The 14337-nt window shown below is 65.7% G+C and carries 13 protein-coding genes; 6 read left to right on the top strand and 7 right to left on the bottom strand.

Annotation, left to right across the window (positions count from 1 at the left end; all coding sequences use genetic code 11):
* The coding region (locus tag ACILRA_RS10270; RefSeq protein WP_395662006.1) for a DUF2336 domain-containing protein at positions 1 to 779 on the bottom strand (779 nt) is incomplete at its 3' end.
* A 186-nt stretch (positions 780 to 965) separates the two neighbouring features.
* Between ACILRA_RS10270 and msrB the strand changes: the two genes are divergently transcribed.
* The 4 genes from msrB to ACILRA_RS10250 all read left to right on the top strand — a co-directional run bounded on the left by msrB (position 966) and on the right by ACILRA_RS10250 (position 5430).
* Positions 966 to 1367 carry a peptide-methionine (R)-S-oxide reductase MsrB gene (gene msrB, locus ACILRA_RS10265; protein WP_395662005.1) on the top strand — a complete coding sequence of 134 codons (402 nt, stop codon included), beginning with the start codon at positions 966 to 968 and terminating at the stop codon, positions 1365 to 1367.
* 4 nt (positions 1368 to 1371) lie between these two features.
* On the top strand, positions 1372 to 3468 hold the full coding sequence (locus ACILRA_RS10260) for a S9 family peptidase (RefSeq protein WP_395662004.1): 2097 nt from the start codon (positions 1372 to 1374) through the stop codon (positions 3466 to 3468).
* A 163-nt stretch (positions 3469 to 3631) separates the two neighbouring features.
* Positions 3632 to 4183 carry a hydrolase gene (locus ACILRA_RS10255; protein ID WP_395662003.1) on the top strand — a complete coding sequence of 184 codons (552 nt, stop codon included), beginning with the start codon at positions 3632 to 3634 and terminating at the stop codon, positions 4181 to 4183.
* 68 nt (positions 4184 to 4251) lie between these two features.
* Positions 4252 to 5430: an acyl-CoA dehydrogenase gene (locus ACILRA_RS10250; protein WP_395662002.1), complete on the top strand. Its 1179-nt coding sequence runs from the start codon at positions 4252 to 4254 to the stop codon at positions 5428 to 5430.
* A 13-nt stretch (positions 5431 to 5443) separates the two neighbouring features.
* On the opposite strand, the gene ACILRA_RS10245 is transcribed toward ACILRA_RS10250, so the two are convergent.
* The 6 genes from ACILRA_RS10245 to ACILRA_RS10220 form a co-directional block, all read right to left on the bottom strand.
* On the bottom strand, positions 5444 to 5671 hold the full coding sequence (locus tag ACILRA_RS10245) for a formate dehydrogenase subunit delta (RefSeq protein WP_395662001.1): 228 nt from the start codon (positions 5669 to 5671) through the stop codon (positions 5444 to 5446).
* A 5-nt stretch (positions 5672 to 5676) separates the two neighbouring features.
* Entirely contained in the window at positions 5677 to 6516 is an 840-nt protein-coding gene (gene fdhD, locus ACILRA_RS10240; protein WP_395662000.1) for a formate dehydrogenase accessory sulfurtransferase FdhD, read from the bottom strand.
* Positions 6513 to 9395 carry a formate dehydrogenase subunit alpha gene (fdhF, locus tag ACILRA_RS10235; protein ID WP_395661999.1) on the bottom strand — a complete coding sequence of 961 codons (2883 nt, stop codon included), beginning with the start codon at positions 9393 to 9395 and terminating at the stop codon, positions 6513 to 6515. Before fdhF ends, fdhD begins: the two co-directional genes overlap by 4 nt.
* Before the next feature lie 14 nt (positions 9396 to 9409).
* Positions 9410 to 10930 carry a formate dehydrogenase beta subunit gene (locus ACILRA_RS10230; protein ID WP_395661998.1) on the bottom strand — a complete coding sequence of 507 codons (1521 nt, stop codon included), beginning with the start codon at positions 10928 to 10930 and terminating at the stop codon, positions 9410 to 9412.
* On the bottom strand, positions 10927 to 11418 hold the full coding sequence (locus tag ACILRA_RS10225) for a formate dehydrogenase subunit gamma (RefSeq protein WP_395661997.1): 492 nt from the start codon (positions 11416 to 11418) through the stop codon (positions 10927 to 10929). Before ACILRA_RS10225 ends, ACILRA_RS10230 begins: the two co-directional genes overlap by 4 nt.
* A 181-nt stretch (positions 11419 to 11599) precedes the next feature.
* Positions 11600 to 12493 carry a LysR family transcriptional regulator gene (locus ACILRA_RS10220; RefSeq protein WP_395661996.1) on the bottom strand — a complete coding sequence of 298 codons (894 nt, stop codon included), beginning with the start codon at positions 12491 to 12493 and terminating at the stop codon, positions 11600 to 11602.
* A gap of 127 nt (positions 12494 to 12620) precedes the next feature.
* Between ACILRA_RS10220 and ACILRA_RS10215 the strand changes: the two genes are divergently transcribed.
* Together ACILRA_RS10215 and ACILRA_RS10210 are read left to right on the top strand one after the other, a co-directional pair.
* Positions 12621 to 13199: a hypothetical protein gene (locus ACILRA_RS10215; protein ID WP_395661995.1), complete on the top strand. Its 579-nt coding sequence runs from the start codon at positions 12621 to 12623 to the stop codon at positions 13197 to 13199.
* A partial coding sequence (locus ACILRA_RS10210) for a DNA-packaging protein (RefSeq protein ID WP_395661994.1) occupies positions 13135 to 14337 on the top strand: 1203 nt, incomplete at its 3' end. The genes ACILRA_RS10215 and ACILRA_RS10210, both read left to right, overlap by 65 nt.

The following is a 14337-nucleotide window of genomic DNA, read 5'->3' as shown; positions in this document are numbered from 1 at the left end:
TCGAAGGCCACCGAGGCGGGAAGCTCAGCGCGCGTCACCAGCGGCGCCAGCAGGGCAGGGTGGTCCACCGCCAGTTCCGCAAGCCGGACGAAGCACTGATGCGGCAGCTGGGCGCCGGCATTGCGCAGCAGCGCCAGCAGGGCGCCGGGCTCCCCTCCGGCCACCACATGGGCGCAGAGCAGCGGCGAGAGCGTGCGGCGGCGCGCGATGATCCGGAGCCGCTCCACATCCTGTGTCGCGGAGTTGTCGATCATGTCGAGGTCAGAGATGAAGGCATTGCGCTCGAGCACCGGGGCCATAACCTCCGGCCGCGGATCGCGGATGAGGCTGGCCACCAGCAGCGGCGGCGGATTGTCCATGATGGCCACGCGCTCGGCGAGCCTGACCAGCTGATGGGCCGGCATGCGCGGCAGCAGCAGAAGCAGCGTATCAGCCGCCAGCACCCGTTCCTGCGGCTGCAGCCCGGCGGTGGCCGCCATCAGCTCGAGCAGGGTGATCGCCGTGTCGCCGGCCTCCTCGCCGGGCTCACGCTCACGGCGGGGCGGCGGCATCTCTGCGGCGGGCTCCGTTGTGGGCTCCGGGGCGGGTTCGGGCACGGGCTCAGGTACCAGCTCAGGCAGGGGGTCGGGCGCTGCGGATACGGCGCTCCAGCCGGACTTGAGCCGCGCCGTCAGCAGCCTAAAGGAATTGGCGTTCACGGGCATCGGCCCGCCTGCCGCCCGGCCGTGGTCTTCACCGCCGCGGTCCGCCGTTGCCCTGATGGCACTGTACATATTCATGGCCGTAGCCCGTGGCCTCCCCGTCTCCACTGAGCCCCTGAAGCCTGTAGGATTGATTAAAATGCTGATGTTCGAACATATTTGCCATTATCCGCACTCCGCCATGTTTAATCGACCCTTACCCCGGGGGCGCTTCACTTTTTACCGCCAATGCACCACATTGGGGGGCTGAAAGTGAGCAAATCCATGACCAAGATCAAAAAAACCGACGCCGAATGGCGTGAGGCACTGTCGCCCGAGGCCTATCGCGTGCTGCGCGAGCACGGCACCGAGCGTGCCGGCACCAGCCCGCTGAACCATGAGAAGCGCGAGGGCGTGTTCGCCTGCGCAGGCTGCGGCAAGCAGCTGTTCGCATCGGACGCCAAGTTCGAGTCCGGCACCGGCTGGCCCAGCTTCTTTGCGCCCATCGATGCCGAAGCGGTGGGCACCACCGAGGACCGCTCCTGGTTCATGAAGCGTACTGAGGTCCATTGCGCCGATTGCGGCGGCCACCTGGGTCACGTTTTCCCCGACGGGCCCAAGCCCACCGGCCTGCGTTACTGCATGAATGGCGCGGCGCTGTCCTTCAAGCCGGATAGCGGGGCCTGAGCCAATGAATCATCCGCTCCCCATTCCGCCAAGGGCCGAAAAGCGCCCGCGGGTCGAAACCTGGCACGGCCATGAAAAGCGCGACGACTACCATTGGCTGAAGGCTGATAACTGGCAGGAGGTGATGCACGATCCCGCCGTGCTGCCGCAGGACATCCGCCATTTCCTCGAAGGCGAGAACGCCTATCACGAATCCGTGATGGCTGACACCAAGGCGCTGCAGGACAAGCTCTTTGCGGAGCTCAAGGGCCGCATCAAGGAGGATGATTCCTCCGTTCCCGCTCCCGACGGGCCCTTCGACTATTATTCACGCTACGTGACCGGTGGCCAGCACCCGCGCTATTGCCGCAAGCCCCGCGGTCAGGACGGACCGGAACAGCTGCTGCTGGACGGCAATGCGCTGGCAAAGGACCGCGAGTATTTTCGCTTCGGCGGGGTGGACATGTCACCTGACCAGAGCCTCATCGCCTGGTCATTCGACGGCAACGGCTCAGAGTTCTACGAGTTGCACCTGCGCGACGCGGCCACGGGCACGGAGCACGCTGACATTCTGCAGAACACCGCCGGCGGGGCGACGTGGACGGCGGATGGCAAGAGCTTCTTCTACACGCTCCAGGACGACAACCACCGCCCGCTCAAGACCTTCCGCCACGTACTCGGCACACCACAGTCAGCCGACATGCTGGTCTATGAGGAGAAGGACACCGGCAAGTTCACCGGGATCGGCAAGACCAAATCAGAAAAGTGGATCACCATCGACATCCACGACCATGACACCTCGGAGATATGGTTGATCGACGCCGCGAAGCCGGATGAAAATCCCCGCCTCGTCGCGGCGCGCGTCGAGGGAATCGAGTATGACATCGAGCACCGCGCGGACCAGTTCATCATCCGCACCAATGAAGGCGGGGCAGAGGACTACAAGCTCGTCACCGCGCCGGTGGCAAACCCCAGCAAGGAAAACTGGGTGGACCTCATCCCGCACCGTCCGGGCATCTTCATCGTCAGCTACATCGTGCTGAAGGACTGGCTGATTCGCATGGAGCGCGAGAACGCGCTGCCGCGCATCGTGGTTCGCCACATGGCGAGCGGCGAGGAGCATGCCATCGCCTTCGATGAGGAGGCCTATTCGCTGGGCTTCGGCGAGATGCGCGAATATGACACCGGCACGCTGCGCTTCACCTACTCCTCGATGACCACGCCGGCCCAGGTGTTCGACTATGACCTCTCCGCGCGCACGCGCGTGCTCCGCAAGATGCAGGAGGTGCCGAGCGGGCATGACCCCTCGCAATACGTCACGCGCCGCATCATGGCGCCCGCCCACGACGGCGAGACCATCCCCGTCACCCTTCTCTACAGGAAGGATGCGAGGCTCGACGGTTCGGAACCGCTGTGGCTCTACGGCTATGGCTCCTATGGCATCTCGATGCCCGCCGGGTTCAACACCAACATCCTCTCCCTGGTGAACCGCGGCTTCATCTATGCGATCGCCCACATCCGCGGCGGGCAGGAAAAGGGCCGGCGCTGGTACAAGACCGGCAAGATGGAGCACAAGGAGAACACGTTCCGCGACTTCATCTCTTGCGCGCGCCACCTCATCGCGCAGGGCCTCACGCGCGAGGGCGCCATCGTGGCGCAGGGCGGCTCCGCCGGCGGCATGCTGATGGGTGCTATTGCCAACATGGCGCCGGAACTGTTCCGCGGCATCGTGGCGGAAGTGCCCTTCGTCGACGTGCTGACCACCATGCTGGACGACACGCTTCCGCTCACGCCGCCTGAGTGGCCTGAATGGGGCAACCCCATCGCCAGCAAGGAGGCCTATGAGCGCATCGCCGCCTATTCGCCCTATGACCGGGTGGAGGCCAGGGACTATCCGCACATCCTCGCCGTCGCGGGGCTCACCGATCCGCGCGTCACCTACTGGGAGCCTGCCAAGTGGGTGGCAAAGCTCCGTGAACTGAAGACCGACGGCAACCTGCTTCTCCTCAAGACCAACATGGGAGCAGGCCACGGCGGCGCCTCGGGCCGCTTCGACCGTCTGAAGGAGGTGGCCTTCGTCTATGCCTTCGGCCTCAAGGTGACTGGGCTTGCGCAGAACTAACAACCCCCTCGCCCCCCTAGGGGGAGAGGGCCGGGGTGAGGGGGTGCGTCAGCGAGTCCGATGATTCTTGGCATCCCGCAAGCTGAACCACCCCCTCACCCCTCCCTCTCCCCCACATGCGTGGGGGCGACGGGAATAGGCTGTACTTGATAGGAACCCGCCGATGCTGGTTGATGCGAAGAAGACCACGCTGCTCCTCGTCGACATGCAGGAGAGGCTGCTGCCCGCCATGACGGGCGGCGGGGAGGCGGAGGCGCGCTGCGCCATCCTGCTCAAGGCCGCGAAGGCGCTGGAGGTGCCCGTCACCGTCTCCGAGCAGTATCCGAAGGGGCTTGGCCATACCGTGCCCATGCTGAAGGAGGAGACTGGCAATGCGCCGGTCTTCGAGAAGCTCGCCTTTTCCTGCTGGCGGGACAAGGCTCTCAAGGACCACATGATCGCGCATCACGAGGCGGGCCGCCCGCTCGTCATCCTCGCCGGGATCGAGGCGCATGTCTGCGTGATGCAGACGGCGGCAGACCTTTGTGCGGCGGGGTTCGGTGTCTTCGCGGTGGCCGATGCCATGGCGTCCCGCGCGCCGGCCTCGCACGCGATGGCGCTGGACCGGATGCGGGACAATGGGGTGGCGGTGGTCAACACCGAGATGGTGGTGTTCGAGCTCCTCGGGAAGGCGGGCACGGCGGAGTTCAAGGCGCTCTCGGCCCTCGTCCGCTGAGTGTCATTTCGCCGAATTGACAAGTCACTCGGGGATTGCTCTCTAGGGCGCGATCCAAGGAGTGTTTCATGGCCGCTGCCGAATTCAATTGGGAAGACCCGCTCGACCTCGAGTCGCAGCTCACCGACGAAGAGCGGATGATCCGCGACTCAGCCCGCGCCTTTGCGCAGGACAAGCTTGGCCCGCGCGTCAAATCCGCCTTCCGCGATGAGCGCTTCGACCGCGAGATCATGAACGAGATGGGCGAGATGGGCTTCCTCGGCGTCATGACGTCGGCTGAGCATGGCGGCTCCGGCCTCGGCTATGTGGCCTATGGGCTGGTGGCGCGCGAGGTGGAGCGCGTGGACTCCGGCTACCGTTCCGCCATGAGCGTGCAGAACTCCCTCGTCATGCATCCGATCGAGGCCTATGGATCCGACGCGCAGAAGAGCAGGTTCCTGCCGAAGCTCGCAACCGGTGAGATGGTCGGTTGCTTCGGCCTGACCGAACCCGACGCCGGCTCCGACCCCGGCGGCATGAAGACGCGGGCGAAGAAGGTCGATGGCGGCTATGTGCTGAACGGCGCCAAGACCTGGATCTCGAACTCGCCCATCGCCGATGTCGCGGTGGTCTGGGGCAAGACCGAGGACGGCACCATCCGCGGCTTCCTGGTGGAGCGCGGCATGAAGGGTTTCTCCACCCCCACCATCGCGGGCAAGGTGTCGCTTCGCGCCTCGATCACGGGTGAGATCGTGCTCGACAATGTTGAGGTGCCGGACTCTCACCTGCTGCCCAACGGCAAGGGCCTGGGCGGCCCCTTCGGTTGCCTCAACAAGGCGCGCTACGGCATTGCCTGGGGTGTGATGGGCGCGGCGGAAGACTGCTGGCACCGGGCGCGGCAATACACGCTGGACCGGAAGCAGTTCGGCAAGCCGCTGGCTGCAAACCAGCTCGTGCAGAAGAAGCTCGCCGATATGCAGACCGAGATCGCACTGGGCCTTCAGGGCTGCATCGCGCTGGGCCGCGGCCTCGAGCGCGGCAGCGTGGCGCCGCCTGCCATCTCGCTGATGAAGCGCAACAACTGTGGCAAGGCGCTGGACGTTGCCCGCCTGGCCCGCGACATGCACGGCGGCAATGGCATCTCAGAGGAATATCACGTCATCCGCCACATGGTGAACCTCGAGACGGTCAACACCTATGAGGGCACGCATGACGTTCATGCGCTGATCCTGGGCCGCGCCCAGACGGGGCTTCAGGCCTTCCAGTAAGCAGTGCCGATGATCAGGCCGCCGCCAAACGCGGCGGCTTGATCAGCGATGCGGCCTTGATGATGGTGGGGTCCAGCCCCTCGCCGCCGCTGGACAGATGCGACAGCAGGGCCGTGCGCATGTGCGGGTCCCAGAACTTGTTGATGTGCTCGGCGGTGTCCTTGACCGCAACCTCGGGTCCGGAGCCGTTGAAGAAGGAGGCGATCTGGTTCGCCATGCGGATCATGTCGCGGTTGTCCATGGTGGTCAGTCCTCTTCAAAGATCATGACGCCGCGGTTCGAGAGTGCGGCGAGTTTCAGGCGGGCCTGCCGCGCCAGCGTGAGGGCGAGCGCAGTTGGGGCGGAAACGGTGGCGAGCGCGCCGATGCCGGCTGTTGCGCATTTCTGCACGAGCTCGAAACTGCAGCGGCTCGACATCAGCACGAAGCCGGATTGAAGGCTGCGGCCCTCGCGGGCGAGCGCGCCGATCAGCTTGTCCAGCGCATTGTGGCGGCCCACATCCTCGCGCGTGAGCAGGATTTCTCCGTCCACGGAGCACCATGCGGCGGCGTGGACGGTGCGGTTGACCCGGCTCATCGGCTGGTGCGCGGGCAGCTGCTCATAGGCGCGGGCGACCGCCTCCGGCGCGAGTGTAACGCGCGGCAGGCGGGCCTGCGGCATGCGGATCGCGTCCTTCATCTCCTCGATGCCGCAAAGGCCGCAGCCGGTGCGGCCCTCCAGGCTGCGCTTCGCCATGCGGGCACGGTTGATCCTTGCCTCCGGCACCGAGAGGTCGATCGCGTAGCCTTCACCGGTGGGGAGAACGAGCAGGCCCTCCACATCCGAGGCCTTCGCGATGATGCCTTCGGCGATGGCGAAGCCGATGCCGAAGTCCTCGAAGTCGGCGGGCGTGCCCATCATCACGGCGTAGTTCTGCGAGTTGAACTGGAGGGCCAGCGGCATCTCCTCCGGCACCTGCCAGATGGTTTCATGGCTGCCCGCCAGCGTATGGAGGACACCGCGCGCAGGAACCGACGTGCGCAAGGCCTCGCCTGCCCGGCTCTCGACGGGCACGACATTGGCCTTGGTGGCACGCCGTTCGCTCATTCCGCAGCGACCATCTTGGCGGCGATGCGCTTGTTCTCCTCTTCGCGCTCTTCCCACTCGATGCGCCAGTCGGAGGGCTGGTTCGACAGCGCCACCTGCACGGCGGTCACCTTGTATTCCGGGCAGTTGGTGGCCCAGTCGGAATATTCCGTGGTGATCACATTGGCGCCCGATTCCGGGTGGTGGAAGGTGGTGTAGACCACGCCCTGCGGCATGCGGTCGGTAATCCTTGCGCGCAGCGTCGTGGCGCCCATGCGGCTGGCGATCGAGACCATGGCGCCGTCCTTGATGCCGCGAAGCTCTGCATCATGCGGGTGGATTTCGAGCAAGTCCTCCTTGTGCCAGGTCACGTTCTCCGTGCGGCGCGTCTGGGCGCCGACATTGTATTGCGACAGGATGCGGCCGGTGGTGAGGATCAGCGGGAAGGAGCGGTTGGTGCGCTCGGGCGTCGGCACGAATTCCGTCACCACGAAGCGGCCCTTGCCGCGCACGAAGCCGCCGACATGCATGAGGGGTGTTCCCTCCGGCGCCTTGTCATTGCACGGCCACTGGACGGAGCCCAGCTCGTCGAGCTTGGCGAAGGAGACGCCTGAGAAGGTGGGGGTGACCGCCGCGATCTCGTCCATGATCTCGGAGGAGCTGGCGTAATGCATGGAATAGCCCATTGCGGACGCGAGTTCGGCGACGGCCTGCCATTCATGCTTGCCCTGCAGCGGCGCCTTGACCTGGCGCACGCGGTTGATGCGGCGCTCGGCATTGGTGAAGGTTCCGTCCTTCTCGAGGAAGGAGGTGCCGGGCAGGAAGACATGCGCGAAGGCGGCGGTCTCGTTCAGGAACAGGTCCTGCACCACGACGCATTCCATGGACTGGAGTGCATCGTTCACGTGCCGCGTGTTGGGGTCCGACTGGGCAATGTCCTCGCCCTGGACGAAGATGCCCATGAAGTTGCCTTCGACGGCGGCGGAGAACATGTTGGGAATGCGCAGGCCCGGCTCGGCGTCGAGCTGGGTCTGCCAGACGGTTTCGAACATCTGGCGCACCGTGTCGTCGCCGACATGGCGGTAACCCGGGAACTCGTGCGGGAAGGAGCCCATGTCGCAGGAGCCCTGCACATTGTTCTGCCCACGGAGCGGATTGACGCCCACACCGTTGCGGCCCACATTGCCCGTGGCCATGGCGAGGTTCGCCATGCCCATGACCATGGTGGAGCCCTGGCTGTGCTCGGTGACGCCGAGGCCATAATAGATGGCGCCGTTGCCGCCCGTGGCATAGAGGCGGGCGGCCGCGCGGATTTCCGCTGCCGGAACGCCGGTCACCGGCTCAAGCGCCTCGGGCGAGTTGCGCTCTTGCCTGATGAAGGCTTCCCAGCGGGCGAATTCGACGGGGTCGCAGCGCTCCTCGATATAGGCGCGGTTCTCCAGACCCTCCGTCAGCACGACGTGGGCGATGGCGTTGACCACCGCGACATTGGTGCCCGGCTGCAGCTGCAGGTGATGGGCGGCGCGGATGTGCGGCGATTGCACGATGTCGGTCCGGCGCGGATCGATGACGATGAGCTTCGCGCCATCACGCAGGCGCCGCTTCATGCGCGAGGCGAAGACGGGGTGGCCGTCCGTGGGGTTGGCGCCGATCACCACGATCACGTCCGACTCTTCCACCGACTTGAAGTCCTGCGTGCCAGCCGAGGTGCCGAAGGTGCGCGACAGGCCATAGCCCGTGGGCGAATGGCAGACGCGCGCGCAGGTATCGACGTTGTTGTTCTTGAAGGCGGCGCGGATCATCTTCTGCACCACGAAGACCTCTTCGTTGGTGCAGCGCGACGAGGTGATGCCGCCGATGGCGTTGCGGCCGTACTTCTCCTGGATCGACTTGAAGCGCGAGGCGGCATAGCCGATGGCCTCGTCCCAGGAGACTTCCTTCCACGGATCGGTGATCTGTTCACGGATCATCGGCTTCAGGACGCGGTCCTTGTGGGTGGTATAACCCCAGGCGAAACGGCCCTTGACGCAGGAGTGTCCCTCATTCGCCCCGCCGTCCTTGTAAGGCACCATGCGGACGACTTCGTCGCCCTTCATCTCGGCCTTGAAGGAGCAGCCGACACCGCAATAGGCGCAGGTGGTGATGACGGAGTGTTCCGGCTGGCCCATCTGGACCACGGACTTCTCGGTCAGCGTCGCTGTGGGGCAGGCCTGCACGCAGGCGCCGCAGGAGACGCATTCGGACTCGAGGAAGGCTTCATCCATGCCGGCGGAGACGTGGCTGTCGAAGCCGCGGCCGTCAATCGTCAACGCGAAGGTGCCCTGCACTTCCTCGCAGGCGCGCACGCAGCGCGAGCAGACGATGCATTTGGCGGGATCGAACGTGAAATAGGGGTTCGACTCGTCCTTGGGCTGGTAGCGGATGTTTTCCGAACCATCGGCCCGCTTCTTGAAGACGTGGTTGTCGCCCTCGTAACCATAGCGCACCTCGCGCAGGCCGACGGCACCCGCCATGTCCTGCAATTCGCAGTCACCGTTCGCGGCACAGGTGAGGCAGTCCAGCGGGTGGTCGGAGATGTAGAGCTCCATGACACCCTTGCGCAGCTGGGCGAGGCGCTGGGTCTGGGTCTTGACCTTGATGCCGGGGGCAACGGGCGTGGTGCAGGAGGCGGGTGTGCCTTTCCGGCCTTCGATCTCCACCAGGCAGAGGCGGCAGGAGCCGAAGGCGTCCAGCATGTCGGTGGCGCAGAGCTTCGGGATCTTGGTGCCGAGCTCCATTGCGGCGCGCATGATGGAGGTGCCTTCCGGCACGGTGACCTGCTGGCCGTCGATCTCCAGCGTCACCATCGTGGCGGAGGCGGATTCCGGTGTGCCGAAGTCAGTTTCCTTGATCAGGGTCATGGGGCGTATCGCTCCTATTCGGCGGCAAGCGCTGCTGGCTTGTCGAAATCTTCGGGGAAATTCTTGATGGCGCTCATCACCGGCATGGGCGTCAAACCGCCCATGGCGCAGAGGGAACCGTCCGTCATGGTCTGGCAGAGGTCAGAGAGGAGCTCGAGGTTCGCCTCGCGGTCTTCTCCGGCGGTGATCTTGTCGATCACCTCGACGCCGCGGGTGGAGCCGATGCGGCAGGGCGTGCACTTGCCACAGGATTCAATGGCGCAGAACTCCATGGCGAAGCGGGCCTGGGCTGCCATGTCCACCGTCTCGTCGAAGACCACGATGCCGCCGTGGCCGACCATGGCCTGGGCCGCGGCGAAGGTTTCATAGTCCATTGGCATGTCGAGCTGGGAGGCGGGCACATAGGCGCCGAGCGGGCCGCCGACCTGGATGGCACGGATGGGCCGCCCCGAGAAAGTGCCGCCGCCGAAGGTTTCAACCAGTTCACGCAGTGTGACGCCGAAGGCCTTCTCGACCAGGCCGCCCTGGCGGATGTTTCCAGCGAGCTGGAAGGGCAGCGTGCCGCGCGAGCGGCCCATGCCATAGTTCTTGTAGGCCGTGCCACCATGGCTGAGAATGAAGGGCACGGCAGCGAGGCTCAGCACGTTGTTGATGACGGTGGGCTTGCCGAACAGGCCTTCGAGCGCCGGAATGGGCGGCTTGAAGCGCACCATGCCGCGCTTGCCCTCGATCGACTCGAGCATGGCGGTCTCTTCACCGCAAATATAGGCGCCGGCACCGCGGCGGATCTCGAGGTGGAAGGATTTGTCCGTGCCCTGAATATTCTGGCCGAGCCACGTGGCGGCAACAGCCGCGGCGATCGCCTCCTTCATGGCCGCGATGGCGTCCGGATATTCCGAGCGGATATAGACGTAGCCCTTGGTGGCGCCGACCGCGAGGCCGGCAATCGTCATGCCCTCGATGAGCATGAGGGGGTCGCCCTCCATCACCATGCGGTCGGCGAAGGTGCCTGAGTCGCCTTCATCGGCGTTGCAACAGATATATTTCTGGTCCGCCGCCGCGTCATGCACGGTCTTCCACTTGATGCCGGTGGGGAAGCCCGCACCGCCGCGGCCGCGAAGGCCTGATTCCGTGACTTCGGCCACGATGGCGGCACCGGTTAGGCCCAGCGCCTTCTTCAGGCCCTCGAAGCCGCCATGGGCGACGTAATCCTCTACTGACACGGGGTCCGTCACGCCGCAGCGGGCGAAGGTGAGGCGCTCCTGGTTCTTGAGGTAGGGGTGATCCTCGATGTTTCCGTGGCAGAGGGGGTGGCCCGGGCCGGATGCGAGAATGGCGGGAACGTCTTCCACCGCGACCGGGCCATAGGCGACGCGGCCGTTCGGGGTTTCCGCCTCGACCAGCGGCTCCAGGAAGAGCAGGCCGCGGGAGCCGTTGCGGATGACCTCATGACCGGCGGCGGCGAGCGCTGCGGCGACCTTATCGGCACCCATCGAGCGGGCAGCCGAATCGCGGGGGACATAAAAGCGGCTCATGAGCGGCACTCCGCGACGATCTTCTCGAATTTCGCGGGGTCAACCCGGCCCACCAGCCTGCCATCCACCATGATGGCGGGGGACAGGGCGCAATTGCCGAGGCAATAGACGGCCTCGACCGTGATCGCCCCATCGGCGGTGGTCTGGCCCAGCTTCACCTGAAGATAACGCTCGATCATGCTGACGAGTTCATTGCCGCGCATGGACTGGCAGGCCTCGGCCCGGCAGACCTTGATGACGTGGCGGCCCGCGGGCTCACGGCGATAGTCATGATAGAAGGTCACGACGCCGTGAACCTCGGCGCGGGACAGGTTCAGGGACTTGGCGAGGGCGGGCAGGGCCGCCTCGGGCACGAAGCCCAGCTCCTCCTGCAGGTCATGCAGGATTTCCAGCAGCGCATCCGGGCGGTTGCCGTAGCGGAGCGCAATTTCCCGGGCGGCCGTCGCCTCGCGCGGGGAGAGATCGATGAGGGTGCGTGTTCCAGACATGTCCACTTCATGGCGCATGCCGGGTGTAAATTCCAATTGACGGCTTCGATGGGGTGATAGGCGGGGGTTATGAAGGGGGGAGTTCGGAGCGGGCCCCCCACCCCTACCCCTCCCCCTTGTGGGGAGGGGTAGGGGTGGGGGTCGTGCCGCAGGGCTGGCCAATGGCGCTTGTCATCATCCGTCAAGACTTGAGGGTGCGGGCGGCGGTGAAGAGGGCGGAGACGAGGGGGGAGAGCGGCTCTCTGGGCAGGCCGACGAGGCCGACCTTGTGTTCCACCGTGGGCTCGACCAGGGGGATGGCCTTCACCCCTTCGAGGTGGCCCAGCACGTTGATGAAATATTCCGGCATGATGGACGCGAGCCCCATGGACTTGACCGAGGCCAGGAGGTTCATGATCGAATTGGTCTCGAGCCGGGGCGAGGGGTGGGCGTTGGCCACCGCGAAGGCGCGGTCGACGATGCGGCGGTTCTGCATGTTGGGGGTGAGGAGGCACAAGGGCTCCTGCGCGGCCTCGGTCCAGGTGACGGATGATTTGTCCGCATACGGAGAAATCTCGGACACGAAGAGGCAGTAATGCTCGACGTAGAGCGGGTGCTGCATCAGGCCTTCGACCGGCTCGTTGTCGAGATAGGTGATGCCGGCGTCAATGCCGTGCTCGTGGAGGTTCCGCAGGATCTCCTCCGAGGACTGGGAGAGCACGGTGAATTCAACGCGCGGGTGCTCACGCTCCATGGCGCGGGTGAGCACGCTGACCATGGGGAGGGCGGAAGGAATGACGCCCAGCACCAGCCGGCCCGCGAGTTCGCCCTTCTTCGAGCGGATGGTGGCGAGCTCCTGCTGGAGGGACTGCCAGTTATCGAGGATCAGGTGCGCCCATTTCAGCACGCGCTCGCCTTCGGGGGTGAGCCCGATATAGCGCTGGCCGCGCTCCACGATGGGAACGCCCAGCTCCTGCTCCAGCTGGCGGATGCGGCCGGACAGCGTGGGTTGTGTCACGTTGCAGGCCGTGGCTGCGCGGGTGAAGTGCTTTTCGCGCGCGAGGGCGGCCAAGTATAGAAGCTGGCGGATGTCCATGGGCGCAGGAATAGCCCCCCGGTGTGACATCGCCAAAACAAAAGAAATTCCTGTTTACGGAATTTAGTCCTTGACAGCGCGCGCTCCATCGGGTAGGAAAGGGCATACTCCACACATGGGTGAAAAAATGAGCGGCGCAGGTGATGAACCAGCGCCCGCTGCCCTTTGGGCGCGGGTGCGTGAACGGTATGAGCATGGCATCGAGGCGGTGACGACGATCGCCGCGGATGCGGGGATCACCCGCCAGGCGCTGGCCGCACGCGCGCGCAGCGAGGGCTGGCGGCTGCGGGCATCCAAGAAGGCGCAGGGCACGCGCGCGACGCTGGCCCGCTTCAAGGCGCTGCTGCAGCAGCGGCTGTCTGAATTCGAGGCGCAGATCGGCACGCTCTCCGCGGAGGCCAATGCCGCGACGAGCGAGCGCGACATTCGCGCCATGAACACATTGGTGCGCACGCTGGAGAAGGTGCTTGAGCTTGAACGCAAGGAACGCGCCCGGAGAACCGCCAAGCGAAAGCAGGACCGCCGCTTCGATGACGCCGAGCGTGAGGCTCTTGCGGCAAAGCTTGCGGGTCTTCACCGAGAACTCCACGGCGGCGAGCCAGGAGACGCTGCAGGACAGGCTGTGCTTCCGCGAGAGGTGCATGCTGAACCGGGACTGGCGGATGTGGGGGCGGGAGTGGAAGCAGCTTCCACCCGACGCCGCTGACTGGCGGAGCTGGCTGATCCTCGGCGGGCGCGGTGCGGGCAAGACGCGCGCCGGGGCCGAATGGGTGAAGGCGCAGGCGCTGGGCCACTGGACGGACGATGGCGCGCATGCCGAGCGCATCGCCATCATCGGGCCAACACTGGACCAGGCGCGCGCGGTGATGATTGAAGGGAAATCCGGCTTGCTGGGCATTCACATGGAGAGCGAGCGGCCGCGCTACGAGCCATCGAAGCGGCTGCTGACATGGCCCAACGGCGCCATCGCGCAGGTGTTTTCGGCCGATGAGCCCGAAAGCCTGCGCGGGCCGCAGTTCGATGCCGCATGGTGTGACGAGATTGCCAAGTGGCGGCTGGCCGATGCCGCCTGGGAGATGCTGGCCTTTGCCTTGCGGCTGGGCGAACAGCCCCGCGCGGTGATCACCACCACGCCGCGGCCGGTGCCGATCCTGAAGAAGCTGCTGGCGGATCCTTCAACGGCGGTCTCTCGCAGTGCCACATTCGACAACAAGGCGCATCTGGCACGGAGCTTTCTGGCCGACGTCAAGGACCGCTATGGCGGCACCAGGCTGGGGCGGCAGGAACTCGACGGCGAGCTGATCGAGGATGATCCCGATGCGCTGTTCCGCCGGGCGCTGATCGAGCGGGGCCGCGCGCGCGAGACGCCGGAGATGAGGCGCATCGTGATCGCGGTGGACCCGCCGGCGGGGCACGGGAAGAGCGCCAATGCCTGCGGCATCGTCTGCGTGGGGCTGGGTGTGGATGGCCTGGCCTATGTGCTGGACGATCATTCGCTCAAACCCGCCAAGCCCATGCAGTGGGCGGAGCGCGTGGTGGCGCTCTACCACGCGCGCGCCGCCTGCCGCGTGGTGGCGGAGGTGAACCAGGGCGGGGCCATGGTGGAACAGGTGCTGCGCGAGGTGGACAGGACACTCTCCTTCCGCGCCGTGCACGCGACGCGGGGGAAGACGGCCAGGGCCGAGCCGGTGGCAGCCCTTTATGAGCAGGGGCGGGTTCGCCATGCGGGCGTGTTCCCCGAACTCGAGGATGAAATGTGCAGCGCCGTGCGCGAGGGCGCGAAGAGCCCGGACCGCATGGATGCGCTGGTGTGGGCGGTGAGTGATTTGATGCTGAGACGGCAG

This window comes from Aestuariivirga sp. (genome assembly GCF_044239095.1).
In the GTDB taxonomy this organism is placed as follows: domain Bacteria; phylum Pseudomonadota; class Alphaproteobacteria; order Rhizobiales; family Aestuariivirgaceae; genus Aestuariivirga.
Note: the sequence above shows the minus strand (reverse complement) of the source record. Positions and strands in the feature narration are given on the sequence as shown.